Genomic DNA, 19175 nt, shown 5'->3' with positions numbered 1-19175 from the left:
CCAGCCAGCCAACAGCTCCCCGACCGGCAGCTCGGCACAAAATCACCACTCGATACAGGCAGCCCATCAGTCCGGGACGGCGTCAGCGGGAGAGCCGTTGTAAGGCGGCAGACTTTGCTCATGTTACCGATGCTATTCGGAAGAACGGCAACCAAGCTGCCGGGTTTGAAACACGGATGATCTCGCGGAGGGTAGCATGTTGATTGTAACGATGACAGAGCGTTGCTGCCTGTGATCAAATATCATCTCCCTCGCAGAGATCCGAATTATCAGCCTTCTTATTCATTTCTCGCTTAACCGTGACAGGCTGTCGATCTTGAGAACTATGCCGACATAATAGGAAATCGCTGGATAAAGCCGCTGAGGAAGCTGAGTGGCGCTATTTCTTTAGAAGTGAACGGTTGACGATATCAACTCCCCTCTCCATTGCTCACCGAATGGTACAGGTCGGGGACCCGAAGTTCCGACTGTCGGCCTGATGCATTCCCGGCTGATCGACCCTGCCGCTATTGCCCGCCAGGCCGACCTCGATGCGATGAACATCGAGATATACCACTTCGCCAGCGGCGAGGCGCGCCAGCTTCGAGACAAGGGCTTCGCGGCATTCTGCTACCTGCCAGCCGGACATCATGAAAAGCTGATGCAGTACGGCATCAATGTCGAAGCTCAGGTTATCCAGGGAATCCGCGACGGGGAGCTCGACCAGTTTCTCGGAGATGATGTCGCACAGGTTGCAAGGCTGAAAGAAGAAGCAAATGGCTGATCAGAATATGCCAAAGTCTGCCGAGCAGGATACCGCTGCCATTGTCGAGAAGATCGCCCCGCAAAGCCGGCGAGCGTGCCCTCGATCACTTTCGTTCCCTGTCGAGCCTTCCCGTCGAGACAAAGGGACACCTCGACCTCGTTACCGAGGCCGACAAGGACGTTGAGGCATTCCTGATTGGCAGCTTGCGGGAGGCGTTCCCCGATGATGGCATCATGGGTGAAGAAAGTGGCGAGATTCCTGGCGCCTCCGGGCGCGTGTGGGTCATCGATCCGATCGACGGAACATTCAACTTCGTCCGCGGCGGCCAGAATTGGGCGATCTCGATTGGTCTGTACGAGAACCGTCGTCCGTCATTCGGCGTGATTTATGCACCTGTTCGAGATCTGATTCTGGTCGGCGGCAAGACCGTTCCAACACGGTTGAACGGTCAACCGATCAAGCCGCTGCCAGCGCTTGATATGTCGCGTGCCTCGACCGGTTTCAGCCGCTTTATTTCGGATGATCTGAAGATCAGCTTCCGGTTCTGCGGCGCCGCGACCTTGTCGATGATCGAAGTGGTGATGGGCGAGACCGACGGCTACGTGTCGCTCGGGGATTCGACCTGGGATGTGATGGCGGCACTGCCGATACTCGGCCATCTCGGTATCTCCAATACGATCGACTGGGACAGGATCGATCTCTCGTCGAAGCTCCGTTTTGCGTGCGGAAGCGAGGAATTCCTCAGCAAGGTGCGCCCACTGATCGAAAAGGTCTCAGCGGCCGCGTAGTCGAAGCCCCGGCGCTTTGATTGAACACCTCTTCGCAATCGTGGCGCAGCGCCTTTACAGGCCGCGGCGCCGCTCAAAAGCCGGATGCGGTTCTTGTTTCGAAGGAATCCTGCATCGGAAAGGAATATTCAGTTCGTTGAACGCGTCGGCACCCGCGCCAGGGATGACCGCTACGCTTTCTCAATTCGAGGGTGGATCACGCCATGCCCGGTGAACCTGCAGGACAAACAGCTTTAGCACGACTGGCAATGGTAGCTGACAAGCTCTGGACCGGCGAAATCAGGACCCAGTACGCCGCTATTTGCTATCGGCGAACCGATGACAGTTCAGGCCCAATCGAGGTTCTCCTTATTACCAGCCGGGGTACCGGGCGCTGGGTCATACCCAAAGGTTGGCCAATGGCGAAAAAGAAGCCGCATGAGGTCGCAAGCCAGGAAGCCTGGGAGGAGGCTGGTGTCCGGGGACGCGTCCGAAAAAAGGCTTGGGGTCATTACACCTACGTGAAGAGGCTTGGTGACGGCGAGTTCATTCCGGCAATGGTCCAGGTCCATCTTCTCGATGTCCAGCGGATGGAAGACGACTTTCCGGAACGCCATCAACGCGAGCTTCAATGGTTCAGTCCCCGTCTGGCGGCATCGGCGGTCGGCGAGCCGGAGCTACGCGGCCTCTTTGCGAGGCTCGAAGAACGAGAAATCCAACGGGCCGCCGCCGTCGCCTCCAAAGCGGGTTAAGCGCCTCAGAACTGGAAATCATTATGAACAATATTATCGCAACGGGCTTCAATACGGCATCGACGGACGGCGAGCTTGACAGCCTCGAGAGAGAGCTGCGCCGCCTTGAGGCAATCGGCGTCGACACGGTCGAACTCGCCCTTTCCAGCCTCGATCTGATCGCAGGTGGCCGCATCGTCAAAGAGCGTGGCGATCGGCTCAGAACCCTTCTTGAGACGTTTTCCTTCCGCTATACCGTGCACGGCCTCGTGTCCTCGAACTTCATGGACCCGGCAACGCGCCGGCACCAGGTCGATGCTGCAAAGGCACTGGTCGAGATTTGCGACAGCATCGACGCCCGCGTTCTCGTCCAGCACGCGGGCTTTCTGCGCGCCGATCAGATCGCTCAACGCGCCGGCGCTGACGAGCGTCAATGCGAAGCGCTGCTCGAATTGGGCGAGCATGCCAAAGCGTACGGTATTCGCATCGCCTTTGAGAATATTTTCACAACGGAGCCGGGCCAGTATCGTCAGACTCCGGCCGAAGTTGCCGCAACGGTGAAAGCCGTCAATCATCCGGATGTCGTAGCCCTGATCGACTTCAGCCACGCCTACCTGGAATCCAACTATCGCGGCCTCGATTTCCGCGATCAGTTGCGCGCCATGGCCCCGGTCCTTGGGGCTCCCGGTCGCCGACTGTCGAGGCGGACCGCGACGACAAGGATAGTTGTAATCACAGATGGGGGTATGGAATGCAGCACTGGCTGGACAAGTTGACCGATCTTGCCGCAATCGAGGGCGATGAATGCATCCTGAAGACCGGGCTCGCGGACTTCGCCGAGCATTTCGGCTTCACCGGTTTTGCCTACCTTCACATCCAGCACAAGCATATCATCGCGGTGACCAACTATCACCGCGAGTGGCAATCAACCTATTTCGACAAGAAATTCGACGCCCTCGATCCGGTCGTCAAACGCGCAAGATCCAGGAAGCATGTCTTCGCATGGTCGGGGAGCAGGAACGGCCGGGGCTGTCGAAGGAAGAGCGCGCCTTCTATGCGCATGCGGCCGATTACGGCATCTTTGCGCAGCTCATTCTTGACCAATGCCGCCAATCCATCATGACCTTTACGGAAGTCGACCGGCTTGGTCGCGACCATGATCCGTACGCGGTTCGACGGAAAGATCATGCCGGAACCGCGCAGGCACGCGCAATAGCGGCAATGCGGGCGGCAGACGCACCTTCTTCCAGGCGGATGGTGACAGCGCCGACGATGATCTCAGGGCGGCTAGTTTTATTGATCAGCGGTTCCGCAACGGGTGGATCGATGACTAACGCTGCGAACTCCACTGGGTCATCGGGTGCAGGTAGAACAAGCTTGCCCTGCCGCGCCATCGTTCGCCAAGTCGAAAGGCGGTTCGCCCGCAATCCATAGCGCTCGGCGCCCTCATTCACCATCGCGCGCCAGGTCTCAAGCTTTCCGAAACGATCTGCGCCTTGACCTCGTCCGGCCAATGCCGGTGAATCTCACGTCCAGACTTCCTGGTTGTGAGAAACTCCAATGTACTCTCCATGGAGAAACTCCCGTTGCTCGTCCATGGAAAGCCGATCACAGATTAGGGCGGCGAGAACAACGGGGGGGTAGGACATCGGTTACGCTGAAGCCCTGTTTTCCGGCATAGGTATCGCGGGGCCGCACGACACGGCAGGTGGGCTTTGATGAGACACTCACGGCATTGCTCCTATGGGCTGGCGGTTCAACATAGCTACATTGCAAGCTACACAAACGTTCTCGCAGAGTCATCTAATATGCGTAGAGGCTGCGCAGCGGGATGTCACAACTCTGAACTATTCCTCGAGCACCACCTCGAAGTGGTGTGTTCCGCACATCTTGGCCTGTTTCAATCAAGCCACTGGGTGGACACTTGAATCGGTAATTTCATTCTAAAGTGAAAGCCCTCCTGACATGGAGCGCTCTCGGCTCCGTGAGCTTTCCAAAACCCTCGGTCGCTCATGATCCGCCTTCGGCAAAGGACCCGGTAATGGCACACTAAGCAGTTCATTCAGTAACGCTTGCTGTTCCGAATTTGTCAAATGGTCGCCTTGCATCGAGAGTTCTGGTCGTGTTTCTGAGACGCGCGACAAGCCCGGTTCGCCAAACAAAGCCTGCGGATCAAAGCGCTCACTTGTCGCATTGGTCGAGTGATCGCGTTCCAAAGGCCCTTGCGAATGTTCATCGAACACACTCTCCGACACTGAACTCGTTCGCACCAGGCTGTCTCCGGAAGCTCCACGGAGGCTGTCCTCAACACGCCCGCCTGGTGCGCCATGTACTTCCAAAGGCGGCGGGACTGGCACGCTATGCAGGAAACTCAAGAGCTCTTGCTCGTTTGGATCCGACTGATGATTATTGATCGGAAATAAGGACATCGGCGGCGCTTGGGAATCCGTTCTGCCGACCGGCGATTGCGGATCGGCGGATGGGTTTATCGAGGCCCGCCGCGAACCTAACATCGTTATTCTTTCCGGCGATCCGGGAAACGACGTCTCTGTTATTGACCGGCTTGACCGGAAGAGATTTCCCCGCCTCTCACTGAGGTTTTTTTCCTCTTGCTTTTCCCTTTCATTATCACGCTGGAGATTGACCGCCACTGGCCCTTTTTCCGACTTAGCGCCTTCCCTTGGAAAAACTGGATCTGAGGCACGCACATTTGACGATGGAGGTAGTGTTTGGGAACCGACCCGTCGCTCGGAGTTCGGTTGCCGAAACAAGGGTGAATTTTGTATAACGCCTTCTAATCGTCGGTCTTTTGCAGGCACAACCCTAGGCTCAGCCTCATCACGACGGCCGTCTCTAAGAGAGTTGACCAGATGCGACTGCGGCGCCGAATCCACATTTGCCGTCTCCCGTGGAGGCGATCTAGGGATAACTGCGCGCTCTTGCCAAGCCTTCCTATGCTCAATGGATTCCGAATTTCGCAGCTTCTGAGCGTCGTGTTCTTGTTCACTTAGCGTCGTCAGTTTCCGACGAACCGTCACGCCGAGTATCTTTTTTGAGACTTTTTTGATATCAGCGTTCAAATACGCTGTTTCACTCTTGTAGATCTTACCGAACGTATGCTTGGTGCTCGTCAATTGCCCGCTAGCCTCATCGTAGACAGCCGATCGCTTGTTGAAGAGCCGTCGATGACTCGATATATCTCGGCCAAGTTCGTTGCCCTCTGTGTCTAGCAGGGATCTATAAGATTTGCTGAATGCGCCACCAAGTTTTCGAATCGTCGTCTGAGAGGTCTGACGATCCACGGCTTTCGTCGAATTCTTGGAAAAGCCGAGACGTTTGCTGCCGATGAGCTCGAGGTTGCCTTTTTCGTCCCGCTCAAAAGTTTCCTGCTTGGAACCTTTTCGACGGGTTAGTTCACGAAAGAGCCGGTTTTCCGGTCCGCTCCGGTAGGGTGTGCTGACCTTCTCGGAAATAGGTTGAAATAGCCGATTTCGGTTGACAAACTGCGTGCGGAACAGCAGGCCATTTTCGTCTCGTTCCCATTTTTCTTCAAAGCGTCCGTCTTTGTATTTCACATGCTTCGCGCGAAGTGTACCGTCCTCGGCATAAAGATGGCTGCTAACGCTCCTCCAGGTCTTCTTTTCGTGGAGACCCAAGTAAACATTGCCAGTCTCTGCGTTACGCTTCAGAACCTTTCTTGTTTTTCTTATTATACCATGCTCGCGCGTTAATTCTTTTGGGCTGTCGACCCGAAGCTGTTTATTTCCCAGCATTTTATAGCTTATTTCGCCTCGAAAGCCGTCTTCCAGCTTGTCGATTATCTGCATATCGGCGACATATTTTCGCTTCTGGTCCGGCGTTTCGAGCCGGGCTAGATTCCTTGTTGCCTCCTCTTCAGTAAGCGAGGCTTTACGCATTTGCTTAGAAAGCCGCTTAGCAGAACGGCGCATGTCAGCCGTAAGCGACTTCGCGACACTCTTCTTCGTCGTGTCGACCATTGTTGAATCCTTTCAAATGCATATTTTGAACTAAAGGGCTTCGTCACTGACGCGGTATCAGGAAATCTACAGACTGTTTACGGTTGGGCCGCGCGGTCGGCTTTCATAAGTCCGCCGGCTGTCACTGATGGGGGGCAATGCTGGCTCCGGCCGGACAAAAGCACGTGAATATCTATCGGACGGTTCAGCGAGAAGCTGCGCTGCGTCGCTCGGTAATTTCATCATCAGGCGCTCATATTCCACAACATTAGTGTAAGTGCCGGTTCTTTGCCCCTTTTCATTGCGATCCGCTATCAGGACATCTTTTTGAGACAGTTGTTGCAACTTTTCCGGGGACAAATCTGGAACCTCACGTAAGTTCGGGCCATCCGCAACAATAACCGCTGCCTGTCTGTCAAACTGCTCAAACTTGACACTATTCGCATGACTTTGCCGACCCATCGACACGGGCAGACCAACTTGATCCATCAGTTGGGTAAAGTGTTCGGGGTCGGAATATTCCAGTCTTGAAGGTGACATGTAACGGTTTCCGTCGCGAGCAAGGACCTGAACTCGATCCCACAACTTTCCCTCTTTCAAGGCTTGCGTCCAAGGGGAGTTGGGTAGGTTTTGCAATAGGTAGTCAACGCTTACATGGCGATCGCGAGTCATCCCTCCCTGGCCATCTGGCTGCCTTCCCATATTCACAGTCGCAGCCGGAAACTGCTTGTTGTGAGCTCGATTCTCGCCGGCGAACTCTGCGAAACGGATATCCGCACTGCCCCGCTCCCATGATTCCAAATATTTGGAGTCATGCATAATCCCAGATTTGGATTTGAGCTTGATCTCGGTATCGCTACCGTATTTAGTTTTGATTGCGCGTTCGAATTCCTCAAATCGCTTGTTAGCGTAAGCGTCGCCCGCAAACCTGTACGAGAAATGTATATCATTTTGCGGGGTCTTGATTAAGATATCCGGCAGCAGTGAACCAGCTTGAAACTGGTGCTCATAGCGTTTTTGAATTTCTCTGCGCCCGTATTTCTCTGTTTGTATATATCTATCCTCAGGCCTCAATTTATAATTTCGGTCGAGCTTAATATTCTTGTCTGTTTGATAGAAGATGTCGGTGCCAGTGATGCCCATCTCTGCGTGAGCGCGATTCCAGACTTCCAACTTGTACTGAAAACACTGTTTACTCTGTTCTCTTGGCTCCAGGTTATGCAATTGTGCAGCCAATTGCTCCGGGATATCGATCCTCTCGAATGCGAGGGGCGGGGGATAGTAGTTGCCGACTCCATCCCTATAGAGCCGGCAGCTCGCATTGAATTCCGCCTTGGTGGGCAGATGATCGAGGTTACATTTAGTAGTACCTGCGAACTTGTCTTGTCCGGTTTGCCGCACAAGAATATACTCGTCGGTACGCCGATCATGGCCTGGTAAAGCCATCTTCGCGAATAAGTTGGATAGCTCATTTTCAACCTCAGACCGATTGCCTTGAGCGCTGCTAGAAACATGACTTGACTGAGAATCGAGCATGTCCGCATCCAACCGCGGGCCGAGATCATCCGTGTGAGTCGGGCTTCCGTGCATGTTGTGTTCGGGAGTTTCTTGGCTACCCGTCATATCAATTTCGGACATCCCGGTGGAATTTACGCCCTCCCTCTTCTGGCGCTTCAAATTCACGAAATCAGAAGTTTCGACATTGCCTGCTGCGGTCTCAGTGATATTTTCACCATTGCCTTCGGCCTTCGGATCCATCGTCTAACTCCTTTTAGCCGGCTAGGTTTTCTTCGGGGAGCGGGCAGTGAAGGACAAAATTCTCCAGTTCAATCATTTCGAGATCCAAACTCGTAAAGCCATTTGACTGGTGATGGTCGCTCAACTCCTCTTTGTGAATTTCTTGCGGCTTCTCAACCGCCAAGACAGGCATGTTTTTATTCGCATTTAGCTTGATGATCACCATATCATTGTTTCTCCTACAGAAATTACGATTTTCCTAGTGCCTTCCGCTCCGATCCTGCCCAGCCCAAATCCATCGAACGGAAAATTATCGGTGCAAATTAAGGTTTGCTCCATCTTCATGGCCCCGAATGGCCCGGTGCGAGTGTAGGGCCTCCTGCACAACTCTCTTCAGACGTGGCGCATGCTTTGCCGGAAGCCCACAATCGTCGACGGTTTTCATCTTTCTCTTGAACCAAAAGTCGCTCAAAACAAGTCACACAGTGAGGTTGTCGGTTTGCCGCCAGGTCAACTTGACTATCGACGTAAGCGGCTTCAGCCGGCAGCCTGCGCGGGACGAAAGCCGTCCGATCAACATCATCACCGTGCATTGCTTTCTAGGCTGCTGCAGCGGCAGTCACTCTTCGGACACAATCAAGACTCCTAATAGAATTGAGCCTTCGGTGAATCTACCATCCGAGCCTCCGTCATTAAACGAATATCGCGTTTCATATGTAATTCTTGCCAAGTCACGGAGTTAGCACGACTTTATCGAATAAGGCCGCAGGAGATAGTGATCGAGTAACCGGTGCCGTGTGAATGTAATTCTTTCGGAATGCCACAATGACTGGTCATTCGGGATCCCGCCGTTAGCGTTTACGGTGTTCTGCAGGCCTCGACCCCACGGATCAGACTCTTCGCTTGTCGAGGGGGATAGTATTCCTCGACGCGCCTCGACAATCTCAAAGCGCCCAGCAAATCCCTCATCATCCGCCATGCCAAATCTCCAGCTCTTGCCGGAGACGTATTGGCACGGACCTCAATGCTCAGGAATATCCGTATTCAATGGGATGGAGACGGCGGATACGTTGTACGGTCGCAAATTTCGGCTCTCGGCAAACTCAAGTTTGCCCTATCATCCGACGATGGCGAGTTGTGCAGTTCATTCAAGGTCGATCGAGCGGCATCAAGAGCTTGGCGATCCTCGCCAACGGAGACGGAAGCGGCTTGATGCGCGATCGTCATCTCCGACTCTAGCCGCTCATCGCGTTCGTTTCGAAGATGACTATTGGCATCTCCTCGTTGCGACCGGGAGGGGTTAACGGGAGGATTCTGCCAGACTTGTTTATCGAGGGCGCGTTCCGCGGCGCGTAATCTTTGAACGTCAAGTTCGCGTTTGCTTAAAGTCTTCAATTCTTTACCGACCGTGACGCCCAGGATTTTCCTGGAGACCCATGGCGGACCCGCGAGAACTTCATCTTTGCTGAGAGAGGTTGCGCGGCCCCTCGAAAAATCGACCATAACGGGAATATGCCATGAGATCGATCGCACGGGGCTTGGCAATAGAAGCTGTCGTGCGTTTCTCCGCCGATTATTTTCCAGGGACGAGACAAGCAGATGGTGGATCAAAAGTTGAATGGCACTGCTGTCAAGAAATCGATTGCGAAGTCCGTAACAATCATTGTCTAGGCGACTTTGTCAGCGATTGAACGCTTTGTCTCTGCCTCGATCGCGCGGATCATAAACCCGTCGTTCATCGGGCTCGTCGGTAGTATATTCAACCTCAGCGGTCGACGATTGGGCTTCCAAAGGTGACGCGCCAATTAAGCCGGCGGTCCGGTTCAACGCCGCAACGAGTGCCTGCTTTTTCTGCCGTACACCAAGTTGTTTGGCGTCCAGATCCTTCTTTACGTCGTACAGGGCCAAAAACCGCTGATACACTTGACACTCACGCTCGAGAGTTGGCCATTTTCCGGTCAATGCGGTCTCGCGGGCAAGCACAGCTTCCGTTTGCCCACGAGGCCCAAGGTGTAGCAATGGGGGCGCTTGTTCTTTGCTGGGTGGTGAAAGGACCGGATCACGACTCACTGTATAGTTGTAGCTAATTGTCGCAACTTGAATTGGCATGGTAACCCCATCGGGCGTTTCACTTTGGAGACCATGGGTGGCGAGCTGGTGCGCGTAGCCCAGCTGGTTCAACTGGTACCCATTTGAAGCTGTTGCACCTTCCGCGGACGCAACAGGGTCCGACAGGGTTGCCCTTTGATCTGCGCGATAGCTCGCATCATCTGGCCATCCGCGCCCGACCAGTCCAGTCCGTCCTCTTCCTGTCCCTACGTGTTGCCGATGAAGCTCCTTGTATTCGAGGTATGCCGGCATTGGCCTTTCGAGACGACGGCCTTCTTTGGTCGCCCGCAAAGTATCGTGGACGACCTTAAATCCGAAAATGTGCTCCGATTCGTATTTCCCGGTCTCTGTAGCCAGCCGAGCTCGTTCGTTTTTCCGGCTTGCATAGGTACCAATATTATCGGTTCGCGGCCGAGTAGTTTGTTCCGATGGAGAGGGCTCAGCCGCTTGTCCGCAATCTTCGGACAACAGTCCTTGCGCACCGAACTTGCCGCCGTGAATAGTCGCGTTTACTGCCCGGCGGCCTTTGGTGCCTAATCGCTTAATTTTACTGACGCCATCCAAACGATTACATTTGGCGATGCTTTCCGTTGGATTTGCATCCGGTCCAGGCGACCCGAAATTTAATGCACGCCTCGTTTCCAATTGTGAGCATGCCGGTGATTGCAGGTGACTCGCCTCTTGTGCTGCCAGATATGCGAAGGCGGGCCGGCCTGAATCTGATTGACCCAAAGCGCGGTTGGACTTGTTGGCGCCACTCGATTGCGAAGTGGGGCTAAGCGCCTCGGCTTCCGCAAACGGATCATGTTCATCGGGAATCCAGGCCAACGGATCAAGATCCGCAAGGCGCGCGTTCACCACAAGATTTTGCCATCGCGGTTGGGCAGGCTGCCTCCACCTTCCATACGATTGACGTTCCGCATCCCCTAGCGACATTCCCTCGTATAGAAAGACTGGCGAGGATGTCTTTGCAAGTAACGAATTCGAAACCGAAGAGCTTGCTATGGAAGCCTGGCGCGCATCTAGGATGAGGGCTTCCCATGACGGTCGTTCCGGTTTGCTCCAGTTCTCGTATGCAGCATGCTCGGGTTCCCCGAGCTTCATTCCATCATAGATAAATGACGCGGAAGAACTCTTCCGCTGGTCGGTCGAGTCCTTCAGGCTGGCCTGTCTTGCATCGGGCCGAAACTCTAAGTTTTCTTCAAGGGAATTGTGCTCGTCTGTAATCCAAGAAGGATGGTCGAGTTCTGCCATGCGTGCATTAATGACGAGGTCCTCCCACGTGGGCTGAGCGTCCTCTTGCCATTCTTTGTAGGCTTGCCGTTCCCCCTCACCCAGTGGAATTCCCTCATACTCAAAAGTCGAGGAAGACCCTTCTGAAGCAAAGAGCCAGGCGGAGCTGTCAATTGCATCAAGGCGCGCCTTAAGTACCAGGTCTTTCCACGTGGGCGGCTCCGCGTTGCCCCAGTTATCATATGCCTCGCGCTCGGGTTCTCCGAGCCTCATCCCGTCATAGTAAAACGATGTAGGAGAATTCTCGTCCTGGTCGATCGGTTTTTTCCGCTTGCGTTTCGACGCTTCAGACCGAAACTCCTCGCCTTCTTTGAGGGGATTGTGCTCGTCTGCAACGTCAGCACAAGGATCAGGTACCGCCATTCGTGCGTTGACAACGAGGTCTTCCCATGTGGGCTGAGCCTCCTCTTGCCATTCTTTGTAGGCTTGCCGTTCCCCCTCACCCAGCGGAATCCCTTCATATCTGAAGATCAAAGGCGACTCCTCGCCCAAATCGGGGAGCCAAGCGGAACTGTCGATTGCATCAAGGCGCGCCCTGAGTACCAGATCTTTCCATGTAGGCCGGTTCGATGGACACCAGTTCTCGTATGCTTCACGCTCCGCGGCGCCAAGCTTCATGCCATCATAGTCAAATGATGCAGATGGATGCTCGCCGCGATCGGTTTGGCCCTCAAGCGAGTCGTCAGCCGGACGGTTCCTGGGCTCGATTAGATTAAGGACAGGGGTAGCTCCGGCGGGAACTTCGGCAAGCGATGCAGTCGAACCGCTAAGATCGACGTTCGGGTTTCCTGAAGGTCTCATGGCGATATCTGCTTAATCGGCAACCTCGGGGTCTAGCTCCGCATTCGATACAACCGGAATATCTGACGACGCCCCGCATCGAATGATTCCAATGTGAAAGGCAGCTTGAAGTCATTTCACCGAGTGCGAGGACGCGGGTCCATATCGTTGCTGAAGCGCAATGATCTGCTCCAGCAGCTGCTGTTGTGCAATCATAGCTGGAGCCATTTCAGCTGAAACACCGAAATCTGGCACCACGCCACCGGCGTCTTCTTTCACCTCATCGCTTTCAATAAGGCCCTGGGGGACGTCAATTCCAGTTGGGAGGCTGTCCTGCTCGTCATCCATTTCACTGTTTTGCGGTGTAGCGGCTTCCATATTATTAGGTATCGAATCGATGTCACCTAAGCCCTGCGCCTCCGTGACGGCGGCTTGTTGACTGAGGTCTTGCCCATCCCGATGGACACCTTCCGAAAGCATCAAAGATGCGGGCTCAGGGAGGGCGCCAATTTGGCATTCGAAAAGGCGCCTCAGCATACGATCGGAATAATATCGCACCTTTCGTAGTTTGAGAGGCGGATGCCCTTTAATAAGGACGATTTCATTGTTATCGTCAAGCAAGCGCACTTGTTCGGGGCGCAAAAGCGGTGCCCCCTGATCGGAAATCTGGATGTTATGATCGAACATTCGGGCTTGACTGTATGAGGTCGAACGCGCCTTGAACGTATAGTCGCCGATAGCTTTTGAGATATAGGTCGGTGTTTCGTCGTCGGCCGTGGCCATAAATACTTGCACGCCAGTGTTACTGAGAAAGTTTTGTTTGCCCGCGTCATCGTAGATGCCCGTCAAGGCCGAGAGACTCTGAATAATAAACATGAAGCGGCCTTTGTAACCGGCGATGGTTGTAATCGCGGTCTCGATTGCCTCAAGCTTCCCCAGGTGTTTAAATTCGTCAAGGAGAAACAAAACTTCATGCCGCTCATCTTTACCTGGCAGTGATCGCTGCAGAATTGACACGACCTGCTGAAAAAGGAGGCGCATCAATGGCGCCACGACCTCGAGGTCGTTGGGACTGACGCAAAGATAGACGCAGGTCCTCTTCCGACGCAGATCATAGACGGAAAAATCTGATCGACTTGTCGCTGCTTTAACCAATGGATCAGCCCACAGGTTAAGTCCGCCGTCGCCGAGCACTGATGTATAAGAAGTCAAAATTTTCGTGTCGTTACCCGCCATATTGTCGAAAATGCGCTGAGCCTCTTTATTTCGGCTTTCTTCCGCGAGGTGCGCAAAAAGTTTGTACTTCTCTCCAGGTTGAGCAAATAAGTCGTAGACCGCACCAATTGTTGGCGTACCGCGCTCAATACAGGTAAGGATGCCCGCAACGAAAAGGTCCCGCGCGCCGTCGATAAAGCCTTCCGCTCCCTTGCCTTTGGCCGTGATGAGGTTTGCGGCGAGGCGGCGCGTCTCGGTAAACTGCCGCTCGGGCGGTAAAGCTGCAATATCGAGGACGGGATTGTAACAATGAGTCCGTCGCTCTGGATCCAGAGGCGAGAACTTGAAAACGGCGTCGCCGCCCGCTTTGCGTGCTCTGGAAGTCAGCTCAAAAAGCTCGCCTTTGACGTCGAGGGCTATCACCGAACCCTTGAAGGTTAGGAGCGTCGGAATAACGACGCCAACGCCTTTGCCGGCGCGCGTTGGCGCGACAACAAGACTGTGAGGCTGTTCGCCATTGGTCAGATAGCTGCCGAACCAACGAGGGCCACACGTCTTGCCAAAGATTGGCCCCTTGATACGATTATAGCGCTGCAGGTAACCGGCGTGCCGCATTTCGCCAAATCCCGCCCAACGAGCCGTGCCATGATGCTCGTGATTGCGAAACGATATGATAAGTTGGCTTAACAGCACAACAATAGACGTCGAGACGACAATGGCTAAACCGCAATAGAAGACGGGGGTCGCATGACCCATATAGAGCGGGGTCTCGTACCAAAAGGCGAAGACGCTAAACGTCATCATCGCTTCGCCATTGAAACCATGGCGAAATGTTACATAGAGACTTGCCGCGCAAAAACCGGCTGCCAGCGAACATACGATGCTGACAGCTAAACGCTGGGGCGTAGTCTTGCTCGAATTCATCACTTCACCGAGATTCTTCGATCGATCGCAAATTGGGCTTTTGATTTGGGTGTTGCTGCGAACAACACAGCCTTTACCGCCCGCAACCTTCACGTGAACGCGAATCCAATCCTCTATAAGGGTGTGTCCTGCGATCACGGTCATCCCGTTTCCAAATGTCGTCTATTGCCGAATGTTCTGCCGCATGACTAGCCAGTTGTCGGTCCGCGCTGGGTCTAGACATCACGTCGCGAACGGGCGTTAACGCGCGAGTTCTACCAAGATTGTCATGCCCCAAAGCAGGAGCAGGGTCACCAAGCCTGGCAGCGGTGTTTTCGACGTCATTTCGCGCCCTAGAACTGTCAACGGCCGGCTTCACGTAAGTGTTCTCTACCAATTTGTCACAAGTCTTTTGTGCCTCGTAGAACCACGATGTAATCGGCTGATTGGCATTGGGAACCAACGGGGTAACCGATCGAGGGCTAACCCGGGGTGCAGAAGAGTTGCCCAAATCAAACCGCGTATCGGCTTCGGTCGAGATTTTTTGCTTCCCCTTTTCAACAGCAGTTCTTGCGATCCGCTCCGACTCTTCGATATGGGCCAGATCGGCATCGGTTAGATCGGGGAAATCCTCAAGGCTTGCTTGCGATGTCTTCGGTGAACGTGAACGCTCGCCATTCAGTCTGGTAAGACTCACACTATCGATCGGCATCTTCTCCGCGCGTTCGACAACGCCTTCTTTCCGGAAGACGTTGTCTGCTCCCGCTCCGCGCAAATCTGGTACTATATTTCGCACTGATAAAGATCTGTTGGAGTGAGATTCGACTAGTGCGTCGATTTTTGCCAGTTCGGCCTCGGTGAAATCAGGGAAGTCATCGAGCTCCACTCCTGAGGACCTCAGCGCTTGCGGTGAATGCCCGCCACCGCGACCAAAAGGTACCTCCCAGTTAGTGGGCACCCCGTTCGCCCTGTCGGACACGCCTTCTTTCTGGAAAGCGCTGCCTGGTCCGCGCTCACGAAAGTCCGGTGCGGCGCTCTCCCCCGCCGGGGGCCCCTTGGAGAGAGATTCGAACACCGCATCGACTTTTGCCAGGTCGGCGTCGGTCAGTTCAGGGGAATCGCGGTTTGTTTGTGATAACTTCTGCGCACGCGGTGAAAGGTCATGATGGGATCCAAGGATTGCGGCGCCAAGGGGACCCCTCCCCTGTTCGCTCGAGCGGTCACTGCTGACATCGTCGAGAGTTTCAGTGTGTGCGCTATGAGAACTTGCCTCAGCATTCGAATTAGGCGTTGTTACGGTAACTGAAAGACTCTGAGCTTCGCGCCCAAGATACCGGCTGTCCGCGGAATCGCCGAACTCCTCCAGCCCTCGGAGCGGTGACGAAATGGTGTTGCCTGAATTCCTGGTCGTCTCGCTGCCAGTATCCCTCTCGAACCATTCTGCGAGTGGGCCTGAATAGAGAGCGGAAACAGAAGTGCCATCGGGAAACGTCGAACTTTCCTGCGCAGAGTTCTGTGCTCTATCTGCCGATGGCTGAACATTGTACACGCCCGGTTCCGGCGCGCCTTGCCAGTTCGACGAATGCGCGGCCCGGTTCACGGGCGAAGATGCCGAGATAGTATTGATCTCTATGCCTAAGCCGTCTTGCCTCTTTATGGTTAATCCGCTTGCATTGCCGGGATACTCAATTTCGCGCGGTCGCTTTATGCCCCTTGCACTTAAATCTGGCAACGCACTGGCTTCCCTGTCTTGTTTATCAAAATTTTCCCGTTCAAGCCCACGCAGATACTGCATACCGGTGCGGAAAGAACCGCTTTTTTTCCGCAAAATTGCGGATAGGTCCGTGCGGGCTTCGGATATTCCTGGCGGGATTACGGAATCCCGCAGACGGGCCGCTCCCAGTCGTCCGCCACTCGCCGATGTTTCTTGGACGCCGTGCGGCATATCTTCAATTGGCGGTCGCGACAAAGCCGTTGGGACCGAAGTGTCCCGACCGTCTTCTCCAGCAACGATTGATTGTGCCTGGATGGGGATCCGCGCGGTCCCACGCCCTTCATCATTCGAAGCCACAGGAACGGGCCACGCATAGTGTCTGGTGAACTCTTCATTTGCCATCACTCGGTCCTTCTCTATCTCCTATTTCCCCCACGCCCGTCCTTGCTGCGCTCATCTCTCTCGCGTTTGCGTTCACTCGGTTCTCCATCATCATCTTCACGCGGACGCTTTGAAAGGACACCTCTCCGTTGCTGGAGGTGGGCTGTAGCAGACAATGAATCGGTTGCGGTGCTGGCCCGCGTCGTGGCCGTCGGTGGAGATGGCCGAGACGTTCCAGCTTGCCGTACTAAGGGGCCACTACTGCCATCCTGTTCGCCGGCGTTCGCCTGGGGCCCAACCGCGATGCCTTCCAATGTCACACGTTTTGCTCCACTCGGCCCTCCGTCGTCATCATGAGGACGCTTTGCACGCCGCTGCCGGTCGTGTGTCGTGTGCGTGGCAGCTTCAGTTGCTGCGCGAGGAATATCGGGAGTGCGGTTTGCGCTCTCCACACGGCCCTCGGCAACACGCGAAGAGCCGCTCCCTATGTCGTCCGCGAGAATGGTTTCGGAAACGAATGGTTGAGCAAGGCGCTCCGTCTCCAATGCAACCCGCACAAGGACACCGGCTTCGTTGCTGACACCAGCTGGCTCCTGGAGATGAACTTGCGACTCATTCTGCCGATTGTTGGGCCGAGGCATGTCCTCCGGTCCGCCCGCGGATGCTTCAAATGGGGATGTATCGAAAGGTTGGCTGAATTCTGGATGATCTCCTTGCGGCGACGACTGTTCCAAATCCGCGTCTTCGAAACGGATTTGGCGAGCCTGCTCCCGCTCAAGGCGCCGATATTGGGCATAAGTGATCGGCCGCTCGGTGATGCCACGTTCTGCTCGTCGGCTCGCATCGAGGGCAATGCCATGACGAAGTGAAATCTCGGCCATCTTTATGCGCAGGGCGTCGTAATTCAGTTGGGGATGGCGCCGAGATATCTTCAGCCAGCCGTGTCCTAAAAGTTCGCGCCGATTGACGACGACATGCAGATGTGGGTGGTCGCGATCGATGTGGAAGGCCGTAAGATAGTTGTATCGGCCCCCCCCTGCGCCTGACCCAAACATCTCGGCTGCCCACTCCCGGCTCGCCGCATAAGCCGCTACCTGGCTTGTACCGGCGGGGAAGCTTACAATAATATGGGTGGTCAACTCCTGTTGCCTTTCCTCGTCTGGCTGACTTTCGTCATAAGTTCCAGTCTCTTGAACCCAGCTTCGGGCAAGTTCGTGGATTTGATCCGGTGGCAGGGGAATATCGAGATGTCGGGCTGAACGCTGCAGCTCCAGCCTGCCCTTCCGGGATAGATACTCCAACTGATTGATAATTTGTTGAAGGGTCTTGGTGCCACCTCCCGGCACAATGCGAATGATAACTTGAGCTCGATCGGGCATCGAATATGTTCCCCGCCAAGTGCTACGTCAGTGCTACAAGGCGTCTTTCAGCAGCGAGCAACCGTCGATCCGCCGCCGTGATACGGACAAAATGGAACGGAGCAAGCCGTCGAGGTCAGCGAAAGATTTACCGAAGGCGATACGTTCAGCTCGCAAAGCCTCCAAATCCATTGTCGGATTTTCGGCATAGGCAGATAGCAGCGCGGCAATGTTGCTTGAGAGTGTTCCTATGGATTGTAGTATGGCCTCCATCCTATGACGAGTCTCTGCGTCGATTTCAAGAAAGCCACCAATGCGGCGCACCGCAACCCGTATGGCCATGCTGTCGGAGAGGCCCAGCAAGCGTGCCTGATGAGAAAAACTCTCATATTCGGCCGATCTTAATCGGGTACTGACGACCTTGAAGCCTTCAACCTTCACGCATTCGCGCTGGTTGACGGCAATGTCACTTGAGGTGGGCCTACTGCCTTGCGACATAGCTTCCTCCATAGAAGACGGAAAGATCTGAACTTGCCCCGCCGTAGCATTTCCTCGTCGTGGCAGATGGGAATCTAGCCATATACAAAACGAAATCAAGAACACATAAGGGATATTTATTTTTATATTATTACAATTGAAATTATATTACAATAAAATTGAAATATAAAATCAGGTAATTACTACATTACTTATGAATTATCGCAAAATCATACACACAAATAAAAGTACAGACACACTTCCGCTTCACAAAATCGACAGGATAAGGACATGAAACTTCTGACATTTTGCTCCTTCAAGGGAGGAGCCGGCAAAACCACGGCACTCATGGGTCTTTGCGCCGCCTTTGCAAGTGACGGCAAACGATTGGCTCTCTTCGACGCTGATGAAAACCGACCACTAACGCGATGGAAAGAAAACGCCCTTCGCAGCAATACCTGGGGCTCCTTCTGCGAAGTCTACGCCGCCGAGGAAATGGCACTCCTTGAGGCGGCCTATGAGGACGCCGAACTCCAGGGATTTGATTATGCGCTGGCCGATACGCATGGTGGTTCGAGCGAACTCAACAACACGATCATTGCCAGCTCAAACCTGCTTCTGATCCCGACCATGTTAACTCCGCTCGATATCGATGAAGCATTGTCGACCTACCGCTATGTCATTGAACTGCTGCTGAGCGAGAACTTGGCAATTCCGACAGCCGTATTGCGCCAACGCGTGCCGGTTGGTCGATTGACCACATCGCAGCGCGCGATGTCGGACATGCTCGCAAGCCTTCCAGTTGTACAGTCTCCCATGCACGAGAGAGACGCATTTGCCGCGATGAAGGAACGTGGCATGTTGCATCTCACATTGCTGAATATGAGAACCGATCCGACAATGCGCCTCCTCGAACGGAATCTCAGAATCGCCATGGAGGAACTCGTCACTATCTCCAAATTGGTTAGCGAAGCCTTGGAGGGGTGAA

At 54.3% G+C, this 19175-nt stretch carries 13 protein-coding genes and 5 pseudogenes; 6 read left to right on the top strand and 12 right to left on the bottom strand.

The window, feature by feature from the left end; all coding sequences use genetic code 11:
• Positions 1-454: 454 nt before the first annotated feature.
• The 5 genes and pseudogenes from ATU_RS23945 to ATU_RS26770 form a co-directional block, all read left to right on the top strand.
• Positions 455-763 (top strand): annotated as a pseudogene (locus ATU_RS23945) (phosphodiesterase); the annotation flags it as partial.
• Positions 756-1533, top strand: a pseudogene (locus ATU_RS23940) (inositol monophosphatase family protein). The pseudogenes ATU_RS23945 and ATU_RS23940, both read left to right, overlap by 8 nt.
• Before the next feature lie 203 nt (positions 1534-1736).
• Complete coding sequence (locus ATU_RS23935) at positions 1737-2264, top strand: NUDIX hydrolase (RefSeq protein WP_010974775.1); 528 nt, start codon at positions 1737-1739, stop codon at positions 2262-2264.
• Positions 2265-2287: 23 nt separating this feature from the next.
• Positions 2288-2923 (top strand): annotated as a pseudogene (locus ATU_RS23930) (sugar phosphate isomerase/epimerase family protein); the annotation flags it as partial.
• A 71-nt stretch (positions 2924-2994) separates the two neighbouring features.
• Positions 2995-3323: pseudogene (locus tag ATU_RS26770) on the top strand (autoinducer binding domain-containing protein); the annotation flags it as partial.
• Positions 3324-3353: 30 nt separating this feature from the next.
• Here the strand turns inward: ATU_RS26770 and ATU_RS27010 are convergent.
• From ATU_RS27010 to virD1, 12 genes and pseudogenes are all read right to left on the bottom strand, one after another.
• Positions 3354-3401: pseudogene (locus ATU_RS27010) on the bottom strand (hypothetical protein); the annotation flags it as partial.
• A 26-nt stretch (positions 3402-3427) separates the two neighbouring features.
• On the bottom strand, positions 3428-3700 hold the full coding sequence (locus ATU_RS23915) for an IS66 family insertion sequence element accessory protein TnpB (protein WP_202033836.1): 273 nt from the start codon (positions 3698-3700) through the stop codon (positions 3428-3430).
• Between the two features lie 486 nt (positions 3701-4186).
• The gene (locus ATU_RS23905) at positions 4187-6241 is read right to left on the bottom strand and encodes a virA/G regulated protein (RefSeq protein ID WP_010974923.1); all 2055 of its coding nucleotides are present in this window, start codon (positions 6239-6241) and stop codon (positions 4187-4189) included.
• A gap of 66 nt (positions 6242-6307) precedes the next feature.
• Complete coding sequence (locus tag ATU_RS23900) at positions 6308-7978, bottom strand: type IV secretion system single-stranded DNA binding effector VirE2 (RefSeq protein ID WP_010974922.1); 1671 nt, start codon at positions 7976-7978, stop codon at positions 6308-6310.
• A 13-nt stretch (positions 7979-7991) separates the two neighbouring features.
• The gene (gene virE1, locus ATU_RS23895; RefSeq protein WP_010891482.1) at positions 7992-8183 is read right to left on the bottom strand and encodes a type IV secretion system effector chaperone VirE1; all 192 of its coding nucleotides are present in this window, start codon (positions 8181-8183) and stop codon (positions 7992-7994) included.
• A gap of 115 nt (positions 8184-8298) precedes the next feature.
• Positions 8299-8550: a type IV secretion system virulence effector VirE3 gene (virE3, locus tag ATU_RS23890; RefSeq protein WP_010974776.1), complete on the bottom strand. Its 252-nt coding sequence runs from the start codon at positions 8548-8550 to the stop codon at positions 8299-8301.
• Between the two features lie 451 nt (positions 8551-9001).
• Positions 9002-9460 carry a virA/G regulated protein gene (locus ATU_RS23885; RefSeq protein WP_162993138.1) on the bottom strand — a complete coding sequence of 153 codons (459 nt, stop codon included), beginning with the start codon at positions 9458-9460 and terminating at the stop codon, positions 9002-9004.
• A gap of 177 nt (positions 9461-9637) precedes the next feature.
• Positions 9638-12160, bottom strand: a complete 2523-nt coding sequence (locus ATU_RS23880; protein ID WP_010974921.1) for a virA/G regulated protein — start codon at positions 12158-12160, stop codon at positions 9638-9640.
• A gap of 111 nt (positions 12161-12271) precedes the next feature.
• Entirely contained in the window at positions 12272-14278 is a 2007-nt protein-coding gene (gene virD4 / locus ATU_RS23875) for a type IV secretion system ATPase VirD4 (protein WP_010974920.1), read from the bottom strand.
• Positions 14279-14351: 73 nt separating this feature from the next.
• Positions 14352-16085 (bottom strand): protein virD3, encoded by a 1734-nt coding sequence (locus ATU_RS23870; RefSeq protein WP_233285029.1) that lies wholly within the window; start codon positions 16083-16085, stop codon positions 14352-14354.
• A 302-nt stretch (positions 16086-16387) separates the two neighbouring features.
• Positions 16388-17731 (bottom strand): T-DNA border endonuclease VirD2, encoded by a 1344-nt coding sequence (locus ATU_RS23865; RefSeq protein WP_010974919.1) that lies wholly within the window; start codon positions 17729-17731, stop codon positions 16388-16390.
• Between the two features lie 33 nt (positions 17732-17764).
• The gene (virD1, locus tag ATU_RS23860) at positions 17765-18208 is read right to left on the bottom strand and encodes a T-DNA border endonuclease subunit VirD1 (RefSeq protein WP_010891489.1); all 444 of its coding nucleotides are present in this window, start codon (positions 18206-18208) and stop codon (positions 17765-17767) included.
• Between the two features lie 270 nt (positions 18209-18478).
• Between virD1 and ATU_RS23855 the strand changes: the two genes are divergently transcribed.
• Positions 18479-19174, top strand: a complete 696-nt coding sequence (locus tag ATU_RS23855) for a conjugal transfer ATPase VirC1 (RefSeq protein ID WP_010891490.1) — start codon at positions 18479-18481, stop codon at positions 19172-19174.
• Position 19175: the final 1 nt, after the last annotated feature.

The organism is Agrobacterium fabrum str. C58, assembly GCF_000092025.1.
GTDB lineage: Bacteria > Pseudomonadota > Alphaproteobacteria > Rhizobiales > Rhizobiaceae > Agrobacterium > Agrobacterium fabrum.
This window is presented reverse-complemented; position numbering and strand designations above follow the sequence as displayed.